Here is a 21,440-nt window from a genome sequence, read left to right as displayed (position 1 = left end):
ACTAATTTGTCAGAATCAATATGAGAGATATTTTATTTTGAGAGTGAATGCAGCGATCGCAACTCGTTACTAAAGATTTAGTCCTGATTGGCGGCGGTCACAGCCATGCTATTGTTCTGAGAATGCTGGGTATGAAACCGATACCAGGCATTCGAGTCACATTAATTACAGAAGCGTCAGATACTCCTTATTCGGGGATGTTACCCGGTCACGTTGCTGGATTTTACACTCATGAAGAATGCCACATCGATCTGCGACGTTTAGCTCAATTTGCTCGGGTGCAATTTTATCGCGATCGCGTTGTTGGATTAGATTTAGTCAACAAACAAGTTATCTGTGCTAACCGTCCGCCTGTAGCCTACGATTTGCTTTCAGTTGATATTGGCAGCACTCCGGCGCAAATTTCCGTACCCGGTGCAGCAGAGTACGCGATTCCAGCAAAACCAGTGGCGCAGTTTCTGCAACATTGGTATGACTTGTGTAGAGACGTTACAACATGTAGAGACGTTACATGTAACGTCTCTACATTGCGCCTGGGAATTGTCGGTGGAGGTGCTGGCGGAGTCGAGTTAGCAATGGCAATGCAGGGTCATTTGCAGTCTATAAGATCCCCCCAACCCCCCTTAAAAAGGGGGGCTAAGTCTTCTCGCTTATTCAGGGAGGAGAGGGAAGATCGAGATCTAGAAATTCATCTATTTCAGCGCGGTGCTGAATTAATGCCAAATTACAATTCCTGGATACGGCATCGCTGTCAAGAGATTTTAATCCACAAAGGAATTCAACTACACCTGCAAGAAACCGTTTGTGAAATCCAATCGTACCCCACACCCTACACCTGTACGGGCGGGTTTGGAAACCCGCCCCTACCAACACCCTACACCATCAAATGTGAATCTGGATTGCAGGTAGAATGCGATCGCATCTTCTGGGTAACGCAAGCCTCCGCACCCGATTGGCTGCAAGCCGCAGGAATCGCCACTGACGAACGCGGATTTATTCTCGTCAACGATGCACTACAATCGGTTTCCCATCCAGATGTATTTGCAGCGGGTGATATTGCCTCAATGGTAAATTATCCCCGTCCCAAAGCTGGAGTATTTGCCGTGCGTCAGGGTAAACCTTTATTTAAAAACCTGCGACGAGCATTATTAGGGCGATCGCTACAACCTTACAAACCACAGAAACAATATTTAAGTTTAATCGGTACGGGAGACGGTAAAGCGATCGCGGCATGGGGAAAACTTGGTTTTGGCGCTACTGGCTGGCTGTGGCGCTGGAAAGATGCGATCGATCGCAAATTCATGCAACGGTTCAGTGACTTACCGCAAATGGACGAGAAAAGTCAAAATTCAAAATTCAAAATTCAAAATTCAAAATTCAAAATTCAAAATTGGGACAAGGAGGACAAGGGGGACAAGGGAGCGGTCAACCAACAACCAATTACCAATTACCAATTACCAATTACCAATTACCAAACAATGCCTTGCGCTGGCTGCGGTTCTAAGGTTAGCAGCACAGTTTTAGAAAGGGTACTCAATCAAATCAAGCAGGATAGTACTAACTGGTGCGATCGCCAAGATATTATTATCGGGCTAGATGCTCCTGACGATGCAGCGGTGGTAGAAGTACCAGGCGGTTTGTGGATGGTACACACCATAGATCATTTCCGCAGTCTCATCAACGATCCGTATATTTTTGGACAAATTACTGCTAACCATTGCCTCAGCGATATTTTTGCAATGGGTGCGACACCTCAAAGTGCATTGGCGATCGCAACTATTCCCTATGCTTTAGAATCCAAAACAGAAGAAACCCTTTATCAGTTACTATCCGGCGCAGTCAAAGTGCTAGCTGACGCGCAGACACCTTTGGTAGGTGGACACACAACTGAAGGCAGCGAATTGGAATTTGGCTTATCTTGTAACGGTTTAGTCCACCCGAATAAACTTCTGCGCAAAGATGGAATGCAGCCAGGACAAGTTCTAATTTTAACTAAAGCCCTTGGTACGGGAACCCTTTTTGCTGCCGAGATGCAACGGGAAGCCAAAGGAGATTGGATCGATCGCGCTGTTACTTCAATGTTGCAATCGAATCAAGTTGCAGCTGCTTGTTTGATGGCACATGGAGCCACTGCTTGTACTGATGTTACGGGTTTTGGGCTTGCCGGACACTTGTACGAAATGGTTCGAGCTTCCCGTAGCGTAGGCATCTCTGCCTGTGCGGTAGATTTAAATTTAGCAGCAATTCCCGCTCTAGAAGGTGCGATCGCCACATTACAAAAAGGGATTGTCAGTTCACTGCAAGCGGAAAATTTACGCATTGCGCGTTTTATTACCGATCTAAACATCGCTGGTTCAGAATCTATCAGCCAGTCTGGTCGGTACTCTCTCTTATTCGATCCGCAGACATCGGGCGGTTTACTAGCATCAATTCCAGCAGAACAAGCCAGTCAATGCCTAGATAAGCTACATAGTTTAGGCTATCCACAAAGTTGCATTATTGGCAAGGTAGTAGATAGAAAAGGCGATCGCCAACCAATAACCATAAATTTGTCCAATGTGTAGGGGCGCACAGCCGTGCGCCCTTACGAGGGTTATGCAGGCTACATCATACCCATGCCACCCATACCGCCCATACCACCCATGCCACCCATGCCACCCATGCCACCCATGTCAGGAGCAGCAGCAGCTTTCTTCTCTGGCTTTTCAACCACTAGGGCTTCGGTCGTTAACACCATACCAGCAATCGAACCAGCGTTTTGTAATGCCGAACGCACAACCTTAGCAGGGTCGAGAATGCCAGCAGCAATCAGATCTTCAAACTCGCCAGTTGCCGCATTGTAACCAACGTTAAACTCGGTTTCCCGCACTCTCTCAACCACGACAGAGCCTTCAGCCCCTGCATTGTCTGCCATTTGGCGTAAGGGAGCTTCCAGCGCTCTAGCGACGATTTCAGCGGCAACTTTTTCTTCGTCTTGCAAGCTGGCTTTAAATTCGTCCACCTTCTTCGCCAAGTGGATTAGAGTCGTTCCGCCGCCAGGGACGATACCTTCTTCAACTGCGGCTTTAGTCGCGTTAAGCGCGTCTTCGATTCGCAGTTTGCGGTCTTTGAGTTCGGTTTCGGTAGCTGCACCAACTTTAATGACTGCTACGCCACCAGCCAGCTTAGCAATTCGCTCTTGCAGTTTCTCTTTGTCGTAGTCGGAGTCAGATTCTGCTAGTTGCTTGCGAATTTGACCGATCCGCTTTTCTACATCGGCTCTGTTGTCGCCTTCAGCAACGATTGTAGTAGATTCTTTGTCGATGATGACTTTACGGGCAACACCCATCATCTCTAAAGAAGCGGTATCTAGACTCAAGCCGATTTCTTCAGAAATCAACTGACCACCAGTGAGTACGGCAATGTCACGTAGCATTTCTTTACGGCGATCGCCAAATCCTGGGGCTTTAATCGCGCAGACGCTCAACACGCCACGAGCTTTATTCACAACCAAAGTTGCTAAAGCTTCCCCATCGACATCCTCAGCAATAATAATCAAAGGTTGTCCGGCACGAGCGACTTTTTCCAAAATCGAAATCAAATCTTGGATCGTGCTAATTTTCTTGTCTGTAATCAACAAGCGAGGATTCTCAAACTCTGCTACCATCCGCTCGTTGTCGGTGATGAAGTAGGGAGAAATATAGCCTCGATCCAACTGCATCCCTTCTACCACGTCTAAATCGGTCGTGAGAGACTTGGATTCCTCAACGGTAATTACCCCGTCTTTGGTGACTCGTTCCATTGCCTCAGCGATCATCGCCCCAACTTCTTCATCGTTTCCAGCCGAGACAGTCGCCACAGAGGCGATCGCATTTCCTTCGACTGGTTTGGCGACAGCAGCAATTTCTTCTACCAACTTGGCAACGGTTTTCTCAATTCCATGACGCAGCGCCACTGGATTAGCACCCGCTGCTACGTTCTTCAGTCCCTCGCGAATCATTGCTTGGGCGAGAACCGTCGCCGTAGTCGTACCATCTCCAGCTACATCTTTGGTTTTCGATGCAACTTCCTGAATCAGACGCGCCCCAGTATTTTCTAGGGGATCTTCCAACTCAATTTCTTTCGCTACGGTAATCCCATCATTGACAATCTGAGGCGCACCGTATTTTTTCTCTAACAGGACGTTGCGACCTTTTGGACCCAGGGTAATTTTCACGGCATCGGCAAGGGCATTCACACCCCGTTCCAATGCCCGCCGCGATTCATCATCAAACGCAACGATTTTTGACATACGCTTCGTTTCCTCAAGCTTCCATTAGTCAATTTAGCACTCTCTTGAGTTGAGTGCTAATGAAACTACTGGCGTTTAGCAATTAGCTGTGAGCTAATTGCTAAACGCTAATCGCTCTTAAGCCATAACCATGCCACCATCGACGTTGAAGACTTGACCTGTAATGTATCCAGCCGCAGGATCGGCGGCGAGAAAGCGCACCATACCAGCAACTTCTTCGGGTTTGCCGTAACGACTCAAGGGAATATATTTCAGAATATCTTCAGAATCAATGTTACTGGTCATGTCAGTGGTGATAAAACCAGGGGCAACAGCATTGACGATAATGCCACGGGAGGCGAGTTCTTTCGCAACGGTTTTAGTAAATCCGATCGCCCCAGCTTTTGCGGCGCTATAGTTCGCTTGACCGGGATTGCCCATTTGTCCGGCTACAGAAGCAATATTAATGATACGCCCGCTGCGTTGTTTGAGCATGATTTTGCTGACAGCTTTGGTACAAAGGAATACGCCTGTAAGATTGAGGTCGATGACTGCTTGCCAGTCTTCCGGTTTCATTCGCAATAACAAAGTATCGCGGGTAATACCAGCATTGTTTACCAAAACATCAATTCGCTTCCATTTTTCTACAACAGTATTAACCAGAGTATCTACTTGAGCCGCGTCCGAGACATCAGCCGGAATTGCGATCGCGCTACCCCCCGCCGCCTCAATTTCTTCTACCACTTCTTTAGCGGCGGAACTAGAACTTGCGTAGTTTACAACAACGTTTGCCCCTTCTGCGGCTAAACTCAAAGCGATCGCCCGTCCAATTCCTCGCGAAGCCCCCGTGACGATTGCCACTTGTTGGCGTAACCGTTGTAAATCCTCTGGCAATACTTCCATAAACAATGACTCTTACGTAAATACTCTCACTTAGCGATCGCACTTAAACCACCGCGCTAACCATCTTATCAATAGGGAGCAGGGAGTAGGGAGACAAGGAAGCTGAGGAAGTTGAGGGAGAAATTCCAGCTACCAGTCACTAGCCACTAGCTACCAGCCACTCACTACACCCTACACCCGCATCAACACGCACCACTCACAGCTACTTGAGATATAACAGTAAAAAACTGTGTTAAATCTCATGACTACTAAACAGCAGTTCAATAATTTTGCCGAAATGATCTCTGGTGCTGATGTGCCTGTACTGGTAGATTTTTACGCTGCATGGTGCGGTCCTTGCCAGATGATGGCTCCAATTTTAGAACAAGTAAACGAGCGTCTCAAATCTAAAATCCGTATTGTGAAAATCGATACTGATAAATATCCACAACTCGCCAGTCAATATCAAATTCATGCCTTGCCCACATTAGTACTATTTAAGCAAGGTCAACCAGTCGATCGCATTGAGGGCGTAGTACCAGCGCCTAATTTAATCGAACATTTACAAGCTCTAATTTAGTGAAAAGATTTCATTCAATAAAAAGCCCGCATTTGCGGGCTTTTACTGTAGGAAAAAGCTATTTTATTAGCAATGATGACAATTATGATAGCGGTAATGATATCAGTTATGACAGCAATGAATCGTCAGCGGTTGTCGCTGAAAAACTTTCAGGCGATCGCTCCGCCAACCAACTCATTTTTTCTTTGTCTTTCTTAACTTTAATTAACAATTCTAGATAAGCAATGGGTACGATAATTGGCCAAAAAAGAGTGACTATGACTAAAAATATTCTGAGTAGAAGTAATTGAGAGCGTTTGCCAAGGTCTCGCTGCATGATGTCTGCCCACTGAGTAAACAGACAAGCCGCGATTGTAATATAGAAAGTCGCCCCAGCAGTAATAATTGTTTGTAGCATCATTTTCTAAAAAGTCATTTTCTAAAAATAGGTTGAGTCTGAAAAGAATTCAGCAGCTACCCCAAACCAGCAGCGCGGTCGACGAAGTTATCGTTAATACGCTCTTTTGAGCGCTATGTAGCCCGAACACCCTGTAACGATCTGACCCGAAAGCCTTAACTAATCAACATTTATCCGTAGCACCTTGCTAGTAACTTGCTTTCAAGCCGCAAAAGACTCTGACAATGAAATACGTCAGCCCAAAAAGCTATTCCAGACTAGTGCTATGAATGCTCGTATACCCTCACACGCGCTTCCAGCAATTCCCGATCTTGTTTATGTATTATTTCATACTTTTAACTTGCGGACAATCCAGAGGCAGTTATCAGAGACAATGAAATTCAAACTCGATATATCTAATACTACGTTCGTACTGAAGATAGAAGACAGTTTATAAAGGTTTTCTTATACATCAAGCGAAGGTTAAGTAATATGAATAGACTGACAGCAACTCTACTCATTTCTTGTCCCGACCGACAAGGATTAGTAGCAAAAATTGCTAATTTTATCTATGCCAATGGTGGTAATATCATCCATGCCGATCAGCATACAGACTTTGCTGCTGGTTTGTTTCTAACCCGCATTGAATGGCAATTAGAGGGTTTTCATCTACCGCGAGAGCTAATTGCGCCTGCCTTTGGCGCGATCGCACAGCCTCTAGAGGCTCAATGGCAACTACACTTTTCCGACACCATCCCACGCCTTGCTATTTGGGTGAGTCGGCAAGAACATTGCTTATTCGATCTAATTCTCCGACAACAGGCAAAAGAGTATGCCGCAGAAATTCCCCTGATTATTAGCAATCATGCCGATTTAGAATGGGTGGCAAAACAATTTGGTATAGATTATTACTATATTCCCGTTAACAAAGATAACAAAGCGGCTCAAGAGGAAAAACAGTTAGAACTTTTGCACCAGTACGACATCGATCTTATCGTTCTGGCAAAATATATGCAAATTCTCAGTCCCGAATTTATTACCCGATTTCCTCAAGCAATTAACATTCACCATTCGTTCCTTCCTGCTTTTGTAGGCGCAAATCCATACCAGAAAGCTTACGAACGCGGGGTAAAAATTATCGGTGCTACCGCTCATTACGTAACATCAGAACTCGATGCTGGACCAATTATCGAACAAGATGTCGTCCGCATCAGCCACCGCGATGAGGTCAGCGACCTGATCCGTAAAGGTAAAGATTTAGAACGAGTCGTTTTAGCTAGAGCCGTGCGATCGCATTTACAACACCGTGTCTTAATTTACGGGAATAAGACTGTAGTGTTTGAGTAATTGAGGGTAATCGCAGGAACACTTAGCTGTGCGCTTCTACAAACCTATTGTACCGATCAAAATATAATTACAGTATTTTTACAGAGGATGACCTTAATACATAAAATTTACAATCAATTCAGTTCTTAAGAATTTTCTAATATTTGTTCCATCTACAAAGGCAATTTCTATGTCAATTCTAGAGAAATTCTTCACCTTCGGCTTTGTTTCTACCTTTAGCGTAGCCCTCATAGCAACCTGGTGGCGCTACATTCCTAGCATAATTGCTACTTACCGCAAGATTATGAGTAAGTATGGACAAACAGAATTAACAGTTAATAGTTAATATTAAATATTTCCATTGTAGAGACGTTACATGTAACGTCTCTACAATGGAAATATATTAATTTGCATTGTGTCCTATTAAATTAAATTCTGAGGTATTTGTTTCATTCTAATTTGGATTTGTAAAGCTAACTGACCTGCTTGCGCCGTCATTTCTTCAACTCTGAGTGCTATTCCTTCTAGATCGAAATAGGGTAACTCCATCCATTGTTTGACTTTTTGCATTAATGATAGCGCGATCGCAAAAGATATTCCTTCATTGCGATCGCATTGAAAATTCTCAACGATAACTGGTTGCTTCTGGGTACGGGGGCGAAATGTAGCTGTAAAACCGAGTGGCTGCGTTTCGCCTTTTTCATGCAACAAAATCTTACCATCGAAGACCATTTTGTTATTTCCTGGCAACTGTAATTGCATCTGCTGCATTTCTAAAATCACAGTTTGTCCGTCTACATTTAGTTTAAAATTACGTGCCTTTTTTAATACGTACTCGGACTTCAAAGCGCGATTTAAATCTGGTTCCGTAATGACAATTTTGGCAATAGCATCTAATGGTTTATCTAATTCAACCTTGCCAAAAAGAGCACTGAGTGGATTCACATCAACTTTATCCGTTTGCACCTCAATTTCTTGCAGGCGGATGTCTTTTTGTATAACTACGCCTTGTCCAGTAAAATCTACTGAATCTGCTTGCCCTAAAATTAGCTTTAAGAGATTTGTTTGAATATTAACATCAATTTTTTCAGCGTTATCTACTTGGCTAGATATTCCTACTTCTGCTACTGCATCGATGACTTGTTCTTCTAACCGTGGCTCGTTATCCATCTCGCGATCGCATCCTTTTGACTCTGCCTAAAACTAATCTAGACATGCACCATTAAGAAATGTATCTATAATTTGGCATATAGTAGTGTGGGCAATGCCCACCCTACTTATAACTAGCCACTAGCCACTAGCCACTAGCCACTGATAACTGCCATTTTCATCCCATTTTCAGAAGGGACAATTGTAATGCCTCGCCGAACTGGAGAAACGGGACGAGAATTTGCTAGTTCTAACTCATACTGCGATAACACAGTAGCAAGTACGAGTTTCATTTCATATAGCGAAAAAGCTGCACCAATACAACCGCGACTACCACCACCAAAGGGAAGATATTCAAAGGGTGAAAATTTTTGGTGTAGGAATCTTTCTGGTTGAAATTTTTCTGGTTGAGGATAGATTTCTTCTCTTCTATGGGTGAGGTAAATACAAGGTACGATAATTGTCCCAGCATTGAATTTATCTCCAGCAATTTGTACGGAGTCTCTTACCATTCGAGGAGTACAAATTAAAGCAATGGGGTGAACTCGGAGGGATTCTTGACAGATAGCAGTAAGATATGGGAGTTGGGCGATCGCATCTGGTTTAGTATTGTCTGCATTATTAAGCTCTTGTTGTAGGCGATCGCGCACTTGTGGATGAGAATGGATCAGGTAAAATGCCCATGCTAGCGCTGCTGCTGTAGTTTCATAGCCTAATAATAAAAGAGACATCAACTGATCTCGTAATTCATCATCATTCATCTGCTGTCCGTTTTCATCTCGCGCCGCCATTAACATTGATAAAATATCGGTGCGTGTTGGATCGTTTTCTCGTCGCCGTTGCGATATTTCTGCATAGATTAATTTGTCAATTTGTTGTCTGCGTCTGACAAAATGTCCCCAAGGACTCCACGCACCCAAATCTTTTTGTAATGGTGGAAAAAAGAATAAACTGGAGTACCAGGGAGTAGTAACATCTTCTAGTAGCGAACTTAACTTAACTTTTAATTGTTCGTACCTTTCCCCAGGACTAATACCAAATACAACCTGTAAAATAATTTGTAAAGTAATATCGGGAAGAAAATGATTAATAAAAATTTGTTTACCAACTTGCCATTGCTGAGTCACAGCTTGAGTAATTTTACAAATAATTTGCCCGTAAGTTTTCATGCGATCGCCATGAAAAGGAGGTAGCATTAATTGGCGTTGGCGTTGATGACTTTTCCCTTCTTGTAAAATTAAAGATTGCTCCCCCATCAAAGGTTGAAAGACGTGAGTTGCTTTTTTATAATCAAAGTACTCTGAGGGGATTGCAAAAATTTCTTTGATTGCTTGTGGCTGGCTAAAAAAGATGACTGGTGGAGAGTTTAAGCCCAACACTCTAACAGCAAATGGGTCGCTGTATTTGTTGGCACAAGTGGTTAAGAACTTGATTGGATTGGCAATTAGCTGGAGCGTTTGCAGTAAGGCTGGAGTTTTGTTTACCTCAGTTAACTTCATCTTAAATTGGTAGACAATGCTACTACGGAGATTTATTTATATATTAACTAAAAATTATTTGAGAATAAAAATATATTTATATTTATTAGGGTCGCAGCAGCAACGATTTTGCATCAAGTATAAGTTGTTAGAAATCCATTTTAGAATTTTATCATATCAGTTCGATCGCACTCAATAAATCTTCGATTGAAACTAATTTTTGTGCGCACTCATTAGTGTGAGAATTTTTCTCTGTAAATATGCGATCTATAGGTAGACAAATCCACTGATATGTATAGACAGACCGTATACAACATAAAGCAGAGATTAAATGTAAAATAATTAAAATTATCTAAAAAGTACAAATACTCAAATTAGAGAGGGTCTTCAGCATGACGGCATCGACCGAAGCGGCAAAGATAGTAACACCAGAATTTTGTCAAGGAATTCAGTATTTTGGCGAAACTTTGCCAGGATTCGAGCAATATGGCAAACAAGCAGCGATCGCACCAAATAAAACTGCTATAACCGATCCTAGCGATCCGGCGGCTGTATTTCAAACCCTCCTCTATGCCGATGCCCTCCGCTATTTAACAGTCCAAGTTACGGGAAGTAAAGCTTCGGGACACCCTGGTGGCTTTGCCTCGCAAGTAGAAGCATATGCAGCCTTGGTGATGTTGGGCTACAAAAATATCATTACCGAAGTCGGACATCACGCCCCAGGATTTTACAGCGCCATGTTCTTAGATCGTTCGTTAGAAGACATGGGCATTACTACTGTACAACAATTGCGCGATCGCTTCCGCGAACATCACGGTTTACTCGGACACCTTTCTGGTTTTATCCCTGGTATTCTCGCCCCTGCAGGTCCATTGGGACAAGGGCAACATTTCGCCATGTCAGCCGCCCGCCTGCATCCCGATAATTTATTTCCCGTCACAATTGGCGATGGTGGATTGGGCGAACCCTACATCATGAGTAGTATGGCGCATTTCCACACGGCTTATCCAGGCGTGACAAATTTCTTACCCGTCTTGGTGTGGAATGGCTACAGTCAGGAACATCATAGTATGGTGTCCACTCAATCCAACGAACGGATGATGGCATACTGGCACGGTAACGGTTTTGAAGAAGTCGTGTTAGTCGATGCCAAAGACTTTGACGACAAAAACCAACCAGGCGATTATGTCGATAGTACCGCTTTTTCCTTCGAGCAGCGCTTAGCTTTCACCAAAGCCGTGTTAGTTGCAACCGATGAAGCTACCCGTTCTGCTTTGAGTGGAAAACTGACGGTATTAATCATCAAACAATTAAAAGGGGCTGGAGTCCATGCGAGAGGGGCAAAATCTCACAACCTCTATGCGATGCATACTCTCGATAACCCCGATATTGTCAACGCCCTCAAATCGCGTGCTTTAGCGCCTGCTGCATGGGAAATCGTGCGGACGAACTGCGAACGCGCTGGTGGTGGTTCGGCAAGTCGGGTAGCGGTGACGGAATCTGTATTACCGCTAGCAGAACTTGGAGAGTTGCCGTTAGAAGAATATGCTGTAGGGGGAGATCCGAAAGTCTCGACAACAGCGATGGGTAAGTTGGTGGCGAAAGTGGGAGAATGCGATCGCAACTACATCGTCACCAACGCTGACGGTAATGAAGCGTCTGGAATTGCCAACATTAACCAAGCATTGAAAATTATCCACCCCACAGAAGATCCTATATACAACCAAACCCCAGGCGGACAAGTTTACGAACCTTTGAGTGAAGATGCTTGTGCGGGTTTAGCGGCTGGTTCGGCGTTGATGGGTTGTCGAACTTTGTGGTGTTCTTATGAGTCTTTTGCGATTAATGGTTTACCGATTTGGCAAACAGTAACGCAAGCAATGGCAGAATTACGTCGTCCCACACCTTCTACCGTAACTCTATTTACGGCTGGGGCGTTAGAACAAGGGCGCAATGGATGGACGCACCAACGCCCTGAAATTGAAGCATATTTCGCCGCCATGATGCGCAATGGAAATGTCTTTCCCTTATTTCCACCCGATGCCAATTCGATTCAAGTTTGTTACGATTGGGCGCTGACAACGAAGAATAAGGGTGTTGTAATTACAGCGAGTAAGTCACCTTTACCAATTCGCACGACATTTGAACAAAGTCGCAAAGCAATTCAAGATGGTGCGGTGGTACTGCAAGAAATTAAAGGTAGCAAGACGGTAGTATTTGCTGTAATTGGCGATATGGTTTTGATGCCTGTATTTGAAGCTGCGACTTATTTAGAAGCGCAAGAAATTGGTGTGAGAATTGTTTCTGTTGTCAATCCCCGTCGTTTGTATCGTCCTAGCGATGTGGCTTGGGATTCTTGTTCTGAACCCGATGGAGAATTTTTGAATGATGCTGGATTTGAGGCGTTATTTGGTGGCGATGCTTTGGTTGGAGTAGCATCTGGTGCGAGTGGGATGTTGGAACCAATTATGTTGCGGAGTCATTGCCAGCGCGATACTTTTGCCTGGAAGCGAGGAGAAACCACCGCAAGTCCTGCACAATTGATGGCAATAAATGGGATGACGGCTGAGAATTTGGTCAAACGCGCTATGGAGTTGGTTGGTTAGTCGATATTCATATGATATTATGCCCCTGCCTGGTTTATAACTAGGTGGGGGCTAGCTATCCCAGACTAACTTTAGAGTAGAACAGATTAAAATTGTGCCTAATATTTTGACAGCATTTCAAACACTTATTACTCATCCAATCTCGGATCTAATTAGCTATTACAAAGGCAAGAATAGAATCAACCAGATTGGAGACGCTTTAGAGTTCTTTATTAAAGATATATTTGCCGATACTGTAACTGAAACTGACGAGCTAAAAAAGTTATTAAAGTATGATGAAGTTTTCTCATATAGTGGTAATGCAAACAATCCACCAGATTTGATGTTGAAGAATGGTGATGCTGTAGAAATTAAAAAAATAGAATCATTAGGTGCTAGCATTGCATTAAACAGTTCTTATCCCAAATCAAAATTATTTTGTGATAGTCCGCTAATTACAAGCCATTGCCGTACCTGTGAAGATTGGCAAGAGAAAGATATTATTTATGCTATTGGAGTCGCAAAAGACAAACGGCTAAAATTGCTTTGGCTAATTTATGGTGATTGCTATGCTGCCGATCGCGAAATATATGAAAAAATAACCAATACAATAGCCAGTGGTATTAATCAAATTCCAGGAGTCGAATTTTCTAAAACGAAAGAATTAGGCAGAGTCAATAAAGTAGACCCCTTAAAAATAACATACCTCCGAATTAGAGGAATGTGGGGTATTCAAAATCCCCTATCTGTTTTTGATTACGCAAATTTGGGCTATGAGAAGAACTCAGACTTTCAAGCGATCGCGATTATGAAAACTAGTAAGTATTTATCCTTTCCTGCCCAAGATAGAGAAGGACTTGAAGCTAGATTAGATTGTAACTTGCAGATGTTTGACGTAAAGATTAAATCTCCAAATAACCCTATACAGTTGATTTCTGCTAGAATCATAAATTATAGAAAATAATTTTTATCTCTGAATTAAGAGCAATAAATGAATGTAGTATCTTTATTTTCCGGTTGTGGTGGATTGGATTTAGGATTCCATCAAGCTGGATTCAATATTATTTGGGCAAATGAATACGACAGATCGATTTGGAATACCTACGAAATAAACCATCAAAACACAAAGTTAGATAAAAGAGACATCAGAAGTATTCAATCTGATGAAATTCCCGACTGTATCGGAATAATTGGTGGACCTCCTTGCCAAAGCTGGAGTGAAGCTGGCGCTGGAAGAGGGATTAACGATAGCAGGGGTCAAGTATTTTATGAATACATTAGAATTTTAAAAGATAAAAAACCTCTTTTCTTTTTAGCAGAAAATGTTAGTGGAATATTAGCAGATAAGCACGCACAAGCATTCACTAACATTCTCTATCAATTTAAAGATGCTGGCTATGAGTTGGCATATAAGTTATTAAATGCTCAAAATTTTGAAGTACCTCAAGATAGAAAAAGAGTCATTATTATTGGCTACAGAGAAGACATAGGGGGGGGATTTGACTTTCCAAAAGGAAGTCATAAGAATTTTACCTTGAGAGATGCTATATACGATCTTAATTTGATTGAACCTACCAAAATCAGTAGTTATTTAGATAAAAAAAATCAAAAAGTACCCAATCATGAATATCTAGATAGCAGCTTTTCTAGTATTTACATGTCAAGGAACAGAGTGAGAAGTTGGGATGAACCATCTTTTACTATTCAAGCTGGTGGGAGACATGCCCCCATACATCCTCAGGCAAATAAAATGATCTGGTTAGCAAAAGATAAATGGATGTTCGATCCTGAATCGCCTAAGTCATATCGTCGATTATCAGTCCGAGAATGCGCTAGAATTCAGACATTTCCAGATGATTTTATTTTTCAATATAACAGTATAACTGACGGATATAAAATGGTTGGGAATGCTGTACCTGTGAATTTAGCTAGAATTTTGGCAACCAAGATAAAAGAAGACATACAGCAGTATCTGACTTTTGGTGTTTGTAAGACTGTACGGCAACATCAATTGTGTATGCAACTAACTTTATTAAATACTAAATCTACCCATTTGTTTTAGAAGCAGGAGACTTATTCAGAAAATGTCACGCCCTTTTCAAAATTAATTTGATCGCGGGCGATCGCACTAATTTAAAACTCGTACATGAGCAATTTCTTTTCTACCAATCGACCGAACTTGTTTGCTAGACGTTGTTAGAATGACGCGATCGAGTTCTTAAATCATTACTCTCTCCGCACTGATAGAATCGAGCAAATATCTTCTGTAGCCAAATTCATATACAATCATAACTAGATGTATGAGGATGCAACTATGAGTAGCACAAAAGAAATGGTTCATCTGAACTTAGATTTGTCACCAGAACTCTATGAGAAGTTAGAAGAAAGCGCTAAAAAGATTGGTGGTAATAAAAGTGATGTATTACGACAAGCGATCGCATTAATGCAAGTTGCTATAGTAGCTAAAGAACAGGGGGAAAAATTCGGTATTGCAGAGCCAGAACAAACTTTGTCTACTGAAATAACTATACCTTAAATCTGCTCTTAATTCTTGACTCTATCTATGCAAAATTCAGAAGAGCAAAACGAGATAGTTTCTAGAGGTTCTCTCAATCTATCCTCAGCAACAGAAAAATTAGTTACTACAGGTTCTTTAAATTTATCTTCTCCTGAATAGGTAGAGTTTGAACGGAGGAACCGTGAAAAAGATAAAGACCTAGAACGAGAGCAAAAACGCATTTCCTTCTGGGTAAAAGATATTGCGGTATTTATAGTAGCTTTAATTATAATTTTACTAATAGACTTTTATGCTTTCACGGTTTTACAAAAAGATACCGTTTCTGAAGGAGAATTAAGATTTGCGATCGTCGCACTTACTTCTACAATAACCAGTTTGCTTAGCTATTTAGTAGGTAGAGCTAGTAAGTAGTAATATTTAAGAATTTTAGATCTTGAAGAAATCTTCGCAAAAGACAAGAGCGATCGCAAATTGCATAACTCTCAAATATAAAACTCACACAGCGATCGCCTCAAACGCTTGCCTATTTCTCGACACAACTTCTAGCTTAGAGTGCAGAGTTGCAATCGCCTCGATTAAGAGTTGTCGCGGCGTTAACCCCCAATACTGTAAAACTTGCAACAAGCGGGCAATTGTTTCATCATCGTGCAATAGAGGAAACTGAAACGCTCTACCACCACTGGGTAGATTAATTAGTCCGCTTGCATCTCGTTGTGGTGCAGAGTCCTGTTGCTGCTTCTTCCTTTCTTCTACCATCAATTCAGAAACCTGCTTTTCGTTGACTGCTGGCAATCCCCACAGCTTCGATACGAGTTGTTGATATCGCTTTTGAGTTAGAGCAAATAGCGTATTTAGAGAGATCCGTTCTATCTTTTCGATCGCAAAATCTCTAAATGTCTCAAATAGCCGGATCAACTTTTTCGCTTCCGCTAAAGTCTTGCCTTGCGACTCCAGCCAAGCTTTGAACGTCTCTTTGGGCATAGCTTTAGACATCTGCCAGTAGTCGCACCCTTGGGCTAATGCATTCTCGACTATCAGCCGATCGCGCTGTCTGATTCTTTCATTTATGTCGCGCGATTTTAAAGAATTTTTGTTGGAGGCGATCGCAGCAGGATTTGTTTGTGCTAACATACGGTTACACAAGTAAATTATATTTGCTTTTTGATTTAGGAAGTCCCGGGTTTGTCAGACGGGGGACTTCCTAAGTATTTTTGTATTGTATCAGATATCTCTGCATAAGTCGTTAGCGTAGCTTAACGAAGTTATCGATAGAGATGAAAATCAGTAGCATTCTGTTGCTATTCGGATGTAACCGTAGAACTAGCGCCTGAGACAAACATACCCTGTTGCTGCATAGCTGAGATCGCGCGCAATACTCTCCCCCTGCAACTTTGGTCACTGGTCACTGGTCACTGATAACTGTCAAAGGCGTTACCCTGGAAGGAATAGAAGATCAACGTCAACTATTTTTCATCTATCGCAGGTTGACCCTTACCATGCTGCAATCCTATTTCGATACAGATAATAACGGTCATAAATCTTTTGAACTACCAGGGGCAAAACCCCACTATAATCCCGATCGCCCCGGACAAGTCGAGCATATTTTTCTCGATCTCAATTTAGATATCCCCAACCAAAGCTATGACGGGACTTGCACGATTCAACTCAAGCCCGTCCGCAACGGGATCGATCGCCTCACCCTAGATGCAGTCAGTCTCAACATTCACTCAGTCCAAGTAGATGCTACCTCAACGACATACGATTATGATGGGCAACAGCTACAGGTACATCTAGCTAACCCTACACAAACGGGACAATCAATTAAAATTGCGATCGCCTATTCTGTCACGAAACCCCAACGCGGAATTTACTTTATCGCCCCAGATAAGCACTACCCCAACAAACCAGTCCAAGTCTGGACGCAAGGAGAAGATGAAGACTCCCGTTTCTGGTTTCCCTGCTTCGACTACCCAGGACAACTCGCAACTTCAGAAATTCGGGTGCGCGTCCCCAAACCCTACATTGCCATTTCCAACGGTAGATTAATCGACACCGAAGAAAACAGTGACTACAAAATTTTTCACTGGCTGCAAGAGCAAGTCCACCCATCCTATTTAATGACTCTAGCAGTGGGAGACTTTGCCGAAATCCAGGATGAATGGAACGGCAAACTAGTCACTTACTACGTAGAAAAAGGTAGAGAGGAAGATGCGCGGCGCAGCATGGGCAAAACTCCCCGCATGGTCGAATTCTTCAGCCAGAAGTATGGTTATCCTTATGCTTTTCCCAAATACGCCCAAGTCTGCGTAGATGATTTCATTTTTGGTGGAATGGAAAATACGTCTACCACCCTGCTGACAGATAGATGTTTGTTAGACGAACGCGCGGCGATTGATAACCGCCTCACAGAAAGCCTAGTCGCGCACGAACTCGCCCATCAGTGGTTTGGCGATTTAGTTGTAATTAAACACTGGTCTCATGCTTGGATTAAAGAGGGCATGGCATCCTACTCTGAGGTGATGTGGACGGAACAAGAGTATGGAGCCGAAGATGCTGCTTACTACCGCTTGCTAGAAGCCCGCAACTATCTCGCTGAAGACAGCAGCCGCTATCGTCGTCCGATTGTAACGCACGTTTATCGGGAGGCGATCGAATTGTACGATCGCCATCTCTACGAGAAAGGTTCCTGCGTTTACCACATGATTCGGGCAGAGTTGGGAGAAGAGTTATTTTGGCGGGCAATCCAAACTTTCGTGCAAGATAACGCTCATCATACTGTAGAAACTGTAGATTTACTCCGGGCAATCGAGAAAGTTACAGGGCGAAATCTTCTATTTCTCTTCGATCAATATGTTTATCGCGGCGGACATCCTGAATTCAAGATTGCTTACTCATGGGATAGCGATAGCAAATTAGCGAAGGTGACTGTTAACCAAACCCAAAACGATCTATTCGATTTGAAAATACCGATCGCTTTTGGGTATGCACAAGGTGATGTAGGGGCGTATAGCCATGCGCCCCTACACAAAACATTCACCGTGCGCGTCAATGAAAAGGAACAGAGTTTCTACTTTCCTTTGGAAGAGAAACCTCAGTTTATTAGCTTTGATGCTAATAATAACTACTTGAAAACTGTGTCTTTAGAATATTCCGTTCCAGAACTAAAGGCACAGTTGCAATTCGACCCCGATCCGATTTCTCGGATATACGCAGCTGAAGCTTTGGGGAAAAAAGGTGGTTTAGAAGCGCTCAATGCCCTTGCTGAAGCATTGAAAAGCGATCGCTTTTGGGGTGTCAAAGTAGAAGTCGCGAAACAATTAGCTCAAATTAAGCTCGACCAAGCTTTTGAGGCTTTGGTTGTCGGATTGAACGATGAAAATCCCTTGGTACGACGTGCCGTAGTTGAGGCTTTGAGTAACAACAAAACTTATGCTAGCTACAAAGCCCTGAAGCCGATTGTGGAAGATGGGGACAGCAGTTATTACGTAGAAGCAGCCGCAGCTAGGGCAATTGGTATTATCGCCGCTGCCAAATTGGAAGAAAAGCCCAAGGAAGAAAAAGTCTTAAAGCTGCTCAGATCGATTTTAGAAAACAAAGCAGGCTGGAATGAAGTCGTCCGATCTGGGGCGATCGCGGGCTTGAGTCAAATGAAAACTTCAGCCGAGACACTAGACCTAATTTTAGAATACACCCGCTTAGGAGTTCCTCAAGCCTTGCGCCTTGCGGCTGTCCGCGCTCTTGGAACCATCTCCACAGGTCAATCTGCTGCCAATTTAGACCGAATTTTAGAACGATTAACCGAATTATCTCACGAAAGCTTCTTCCTCACCCAAGTCTCGGTCGTGACTGCCCTGGGACAAATGGAAACCCCCAAAGCGATCGCGATTTTACAAGCTTTAGCAACGCAATCCCTTGATGGACGAGTCCAACGAATCGCCGAAGAAACTGTAGCAAAAGTCCAAAGCTCAGCAGGTTCTGACCAAGCTGTCAAGCAACTCCGCGACGAAATCGACCAGCTCAAAAAACAAAACCAAACCCTGATGAGTCGGCTGGAGAGCTTGGAGGCTAAGGCTTCTAAATAGGAAGCAGGGGACAAGGGAGACAAGGGAGACAAGGGAGACAAAATCAATTCACAATTCACAATTATCTCCTGACTCCTGACTCTCTTCTCACAATTCACAATTATCTCCTGACTCCTGACTCCTGACTCCTGGCTCCTGACTCCTGACTCCTGACTCCTGGCTCCTGACTCCTGACTCCTGGCTCCTGACTCCTGACTCCTGGCTCCTGACTCCTGACTCCTCTTCTTAACTTTTCTTATCAATTGATTTGTACTTTTATATACTATGTTAAGAATAGATACAATTTAAATAACGTATTCTACGTATAAGAAGACATCGACAGGGCAGTTTAAAGAGGCTATAGTTGACTGTTTGGGAATCTAAGCTGATTGACTCGTAGTTAAAAGTAGTCACGAGATTACCCTGGTTAGTAAACGAGTGTAAATATCCGATTGTAAAGAGGCAAGTCAAGGCGTGGGTCAGTATCAACTCGCTCAGCTTAAACGCTACGATCCAGAAGCGATCGCGCAGTATTATCGCTTCCGTCCTTTGCTGGCTGTAGCGCGGGCTTTCAAGGTCGTCTGGTTGTTTGCTGGGTTTATTTTTGGTTTAAAGTGGGACGATTGGCGCGATCGCGAAGAAGAAAATAAGCTCAAACGAGCCGTCCAACTGCGGCAGCTCCTTACAGATCTGGGTCCGACGTTTATCAAAGTCGGTCAAGCGCTCTCCACTCGCCCAGATTTGGTGAGAAAAGATTTTCTAGACGAACTGGTAAAACTGCAAGACCAACTACCTGCCTTCGAGCAGGAAATTGCTTTGCGCACGATTGAAACCGAATTGGGGCGCTCGGTTGAAGAAATTTACAGTCAAATTTCGCCACAACCTGTAGCTGCTGCGAGTTTGGGACAAGTGTATCGCGCTCGGCTCCATAGTGGCGAAGAAGTTGCCGTTAAGGTACAGCGTCCGAATTTACGCCCGACGATTACCCTCGACCTTTACTTAATGCGTTGGGCGGCGAGTTGGCTATCTCCTTGGTTGCCGCTCAATCTCGGTCACGATCTGACGATGATTGTAGACGAATTTGGGACGAAGTTATTTGAGGAAATCGATTACCTCAACGAAGGACGGAACGCCGAAAAGTTTGCGACCAACTTCCGTAACGATCCTCACGTCAAAATTCCTTTAATTTACTGGCGCTATACAAATACTCGCGTCCTGACGCTGGAGTGGATTAACGGATTTAAGTTGAATGACACTGCTAGCATCCAAGCAGCGGGATTGAATACAGATGAATTGATCGAAATTGGTGTGACAGCTGGGCTGCAACAGCTACTAGAACACGGATTCTTTCATGCTGACCCCCATCCAGGTAATTTGTTTGCCATGCCAGACGGACGAATGGCTTACATTGACTTCGGCATGATGGATCAATTGGACGAGCGGACAAAAGAAACGCTAGTAGATGCGATCGTGCATCTCGTGAATAAAGACTATGACGAATTGGCAGAAGATTACGTCAAGCTAGGATTTCTCACGCCAGACACTGATATTCGCCCGATTATCCCAGCTTTAGAAGCAGTCTGGGGTAGCGCGATCGGTAAAAATGTAGGAGATTTTAACTTCAAAACCATCACCGACTCCTATTCGGAGTTGATGTATGACTATCCTTTCCGCGTCCCTTCTAAATTTGCGCTAATTATCCGTTCTTTGATTACGCAAGAAGGAATTGCCCTCAGCCTTAATCCAGATTTCAAGATTATCGAAGTTGCTTATCCCTATGTGGCACGGCGGTTACTGACGGGTGAAACCCCCGAACTGCGGCGCAGGTTACTCAATCTCTTGTTCAAAAATGGTAAGTTTCAGTGGCAGCGGTTGGAAGATTTGCTCGACATCGCTAGCGCTGACGATAGTTTTGATATTCTACCCACCGCTCAACTCGGCTTGCAGTATCTTCTATCTGAAGAAGGGAAATACCTACGGCAACAATTGGTGATGGCACTGACGGAAGACGATCGCCTGCATACAGCAGAAGTACAGCGGATCTGGAATTTAGTCAAGGATGAAATTCAGCCCGCACGTCTGTTTGATGCCGCGATTGGAGCGATCGCCAATTTATCTAGAGAAACGGCGGCAATTCTGCCGACAGCAGTATTTTCACTCATTGCTACCCCAGATCGAGAGCGGTAAGGGGATACATGATGGATGCAAAAGGGTAAGATGTTGAAAGTAACAAAAG

Annotated in this window: 16 protein-coding genes; 10 read left to right on the top strand and 6 right to left on the bottom strand. The window is 43.5% G+C overall.

Features of this window, described 5'->3' with window-relative positions; genetic code table 11:
* The first annotated feature begins 47 nt into the window (after positions 1-47).
* Positions 48-2,564, top strand: a complete 2,517-nt coding sequence (gene selD, locus C7Y66_RS00340; protein WP_106544054.1) for a selenide, water dikinase SelD — start codon at positions 48-50, stop codon at positions 2,562-2,564.
* Positions 2,565-2,602: 38 nt separating this feature from the next.
* Here selD and groL read toward each other — a convergent pair whose 3' ends face one another.
* Both groL and fabG read right to left on the bottom strand, forming a co-directional pair.
* Complete coding sequence (groL, locus tag C7Y66_RS00335) at positions 2,603-4,270, bottom strand: chaperonin GroEL (protein ID WP_106544053.1); 1,668 nt, start codon at positions 4,268-4,270, stop codon at positions 2,603-2,605.
* A 117-nt stretch (positions 4,271-4,387) separates the two neighbouring features.
* Positions 4,388-5,152: a 3-oxoacyl-[acyl-carrier-protein] reductase gene (gene fabG, locus C7Y66_RS00330; RefSeq protein ID WP_106544052.1), complete on the bottom strand. Its 765-nt coding sequence runs from the start codon at positions 5,150-5,152 to the stop codon at positions 4,388-4,390.
* Between the two features lie 241 nt (positions 5,153-5,393).
* On the opposite strand from fabG, the gene trxA reads away from it, so the two are divergent.
* Positions 5,394-5,711 (top strand): thioredoxin, encoded by a 318-nt coding sequence (gene trxA, locus C7Y66_RS00325; protein WP_106544051.1) that lies wholly within the window; start codon positions 5,394-5,396, stop codon positions 5,709-5,711.
* 106 nt (positions 5,712-5,817) lie between these two features.
* On the opposite strand, the gene C7Y66_RS00320 is transcribed toward trxA, so the two are convergent.
* A complete protein-coding gene (locus tag C7Y66_RS00320) occupies positions 5,818-6,111 on the bottom strand; it encodes a hypothetical protein (protein ID WP_015152567.1) in 294 nt (97 codons plus the stop codon).
* 468 nt (positions 6,112-6,579) lie between these two features.
* On the opposite strand from C7Y66_RS00320, the gene purU reads away from it, so the two are divergent.
* Positions 6,580-7,434: a formyltetrahydrofolate deformylase gene (gene purU, locus C7Y66_RS00315; RefSeq protein WP_106216899.1), complete on the top strand. Its 855-nt coding sequence runs from the start codon at positions 6,580-6,582 to the stop codon at positions 7,432-7,434.
* 169 nt (positions 7,435-7,603) lie between these two features.
* Entirely contained in the window at positions 7,604-7,759 is a 156-nt protein-coding gene (locus C7Y66_RS30765; RefSeq protein ID WP_015152565.1) for a hypothetical protein, read from the top strand.
* A 77-nt stretch (positions 7,760-7,836) separates the two neighbouring features.
* Here C7Y66_RS30765 and C7Y66_RS00310 read toward each other — a convergent pair whose 3' ends face one another.
* Together C7Y66_RS00310 and C7Y66_RS00305 are read right to left on the bottom strand one after the other, a co-directional pair.
* Positions 7,837-8,583, bottom strand: coding sequence for a DUF2993 domain-containing protein (locus C7Y66_RS00310; RefSeq protein ID WP_106544050.1), 747 nt, complete (start codon positions 8,581-8,583; stop codon positions 7,837-7,839).
* A gap of 134 nt (positions 8,584-8,717) precedes the next feature.
* Complete coding sequence (locus tag C7Y66_RS00305; protein WP_106544049.1) at positions 8,718-10,061, bottom strand: cytochrome P450; 1,344 nt, start codon at positions 10,059-10,061, stop codon at positions 8,718-8,720.
* 371 nt (positions 10,062-10,432) lie between these two features.
* On the opposite strand from C7Y66_RS00305, the gene C7Y66_RS00300 reads away from it, so the two are divergent.
* The 4 genes from C7Y66_RS00300 to C7Y66_RS00285 all read left to right on the top strand — a co-directional run bounded on the left by C7Y66_RS00300 (position 10,433) and on the right by C7Y66_RS00285 (position 15,161).
* Positions 10,433-12,646 (top strand): transketolase, encoded by a 2,214-nt coding sequence (locus tag C7Y66_RS00300; RefSeq protein ID WP_106544048.1) that lies wholly within the window; start codon positions 10,433-10,435, stop codon positions 12,644-12,646.
* Positions 12,647-12,740: 94 nt separating this feature from the next.
* Entirely contained in the window at positions 12,741-13,589 is an 849-nt protein-coding gene (locus tag C7Y66_RS00295; protein ID WP_106544047.1) for an NgoPII family restriction endonuclease, read from the top strand.
* A 27-nt stretch (positions 13,590-13,616) separates the two neighbouring features.
* The gene (locus C7Y66_RS00290; protein ID WP_015152561.1) at positions 13,617-14,687 is read left to right on the top strand and encodes a DNA cytosine methyltransferase; all 1,071 of its coding nucleotides are present in this window, start codon (positions 13,617-13,619) and stop codon (positions 14,685-14,687) included.
* A gap of 252 nt (positions 14,688-14,939) precedes the next feature.
* Complete coding sequence (locus C7Y66_RS00285) at positions 14,940-15,161, top strand: ribbon-helix-helix protein, CopG family (RefSeq protein ID WP_015152560.1); 222 nt, start codon at positions 14,940-14,942, stop codon at positions 15,159-15,161.
* 477 nt (positions 15,162-15,638) lie between these two features.
* Here the strand turns inward: C7Y66_RS00285 and C7Y66_RS00280 are convergent, their stop codons facing one another.
* Positions 15,639-16,274, bottom strand: a complete 636-nt coding sequence (locus tag C7Y66_RS00280) for a hypothetical protein (protein ID WP_106544046.1) — start codon at positions 16,272-16,274, stop codon at positions 15,639-15,641.
* Between the two features lie 365 nt (positions 16,275-16,639).
* Here C7Y66_RS00280 and C7Y66_RS00275 point away from each other — a divergent pair, with 365 nt between their 5' ends.
* The gene (locus tag C7Y66_RS00275) at positions 16,640-19,225 is read left to right on the top strand and encodes a M1 family metallopeptidase (RefSeq protein WP_106544045.1); all 2,586 of its coding nucleotides are present in this window, start codon (positions 16,640-16,642) and stop codon (positions 19,223-19,225) included.
* 453 nt (positions 19,226-19,678) lie between these two features.
* The gene (locus tag C7Y66_RS00270; RefSeq protein ID WP_015152556.1) at positions 19,679-21,391 is read left to right on the top strand and encodes an AarF/ABC1/UbiB kinase family protein; all 1,713 of its coding nucleotides are present in this window, start codon (positions 19,679-19,681) and stop codon (positions 21,389-21,391) included.
* The last annotated feature ends 49 nt before the right edge of the window (positions 21,392-21,440 follow it).

Origin of the sequence: Chroococcidiopsis sp. CCALA 051, assembly GCF_003015105.1 — a bacterium.
In the GTDB taxonomy this organism is placed as follows: Bacteria; Cyanobacteriota; Cyanobacteriia; order Cyanobacteriales; family Chroococcidiopsidaceae; genus Chroococcidiopsis; species Chroococcidiopsis thermalis.
Note: the sequence above shows the minus strand (reverse complement) of the source record. Positions and strands in the feature narration are given on the sequence as shown.

What these genes read in the sequence shown, in the direction of transcription:
- selD (WP_106544054.1), top strand. Translation starts at nt 48, where the DNA reads ATGCAGCGATCGCAACTCGTTACTAAAGATTTAGTCCTGATTGGCGGC.
- groL (WP_106544053.1), bottom strand. Translation starts at nt 4,270, where the DNA reads ATGTCAAAAATCGTTGCGTTTGATGATGAATCGCGGCGGGCATTGGAA.
- fabG (WP_106544052.1), bottom strand. Translation starts at nt 5,152, where the DNA reads ATGGAAGTATTGCCAGAGGATTTACAACGGTTACGCCAACAAGTGGCA.
- trxA (WP_106544051.1), top strand. Translation starts at nt 5,394, where the DNA reads ATGACTACTAAACAGCAGTTCAATAATTTTGCCGAAATGATCTCTGGT.
- C7Y66_RS00320 (WP_015152567.1), bottom strand. Translation starts at nt 6,111, where the DNA reads ATGATGCTACAAACAATTATTACTGCTGGGGCGACTTTCTATATTACA.
- purU (WP_106216899.1), top strand. Translation starts at nt 6,580, where the DNA reads ATGAATAGACTGACAGCAACTCTACTCATTTCTTGTCCCGACCGACAA.
- C7Y66_RS30765 (WP_015152565.1), top strand. Translation starts at nt 7,604, where the DNA reads ATGTCAATTCTAGAGAAATTCTTCACCTTCGGCTTTGTTTCTACCTTT.
- C7Y66_RS00310 (WP_106544050.1), bottom strand. Translation starts at nt 8,583, where the DNA reads ATGGATAACGAGCCACGGTTAGAAGAACAAGTCATCGATGCAGTAGCA.
- C7Y66_RS00305 (WP_106544049.1), bottom strand. Translation starts at nt 10,061, where the DNA reads ATGAAGTTAACTGAGGTAAACAAAACTCCAGCCTTACTGCAAACGCTC.
- C7Y66_RS00300 (WP_106544048.1), top strand. Translation starts at nt 10,433, where the DNA reads ATGACGGCATCGACCGAAGCGGCAAAGATAGTAACACCAGAATTTTGT.
- C7Y66_RS00290 (WP_015152561.1), top strand. Translation starts at nt 13,617, where the DNA reads ATGAATGTAGTATCTTTATTTTCCGGTTGTGGTGGATTGGATTTAGGA.
- C7Y66_RS00285 (WP_015152560.1), top strand. Translation starts at nt 14,940, where the DNA reads ATGAGTAGCACAAAAGAAATGGTTCATCTGAACTTAGATTTGTCACCA.
- C7Y66_RS00280 (WP_106544046.1), bottom strand. Translation starts at nt 16,274, where the DNA reads ATGTTAGCACAAACAAATCCTGCTGCGATCGCCTCCAACAAAAATTCT.
- C7Y66_RS00275 (WP_106544045.1), top strand. Translation starts at nt 16,640, where the DNA reads ATGCTGCAATCCTATTTCGATACAGATAATAACGGTCATAAATCTTTT.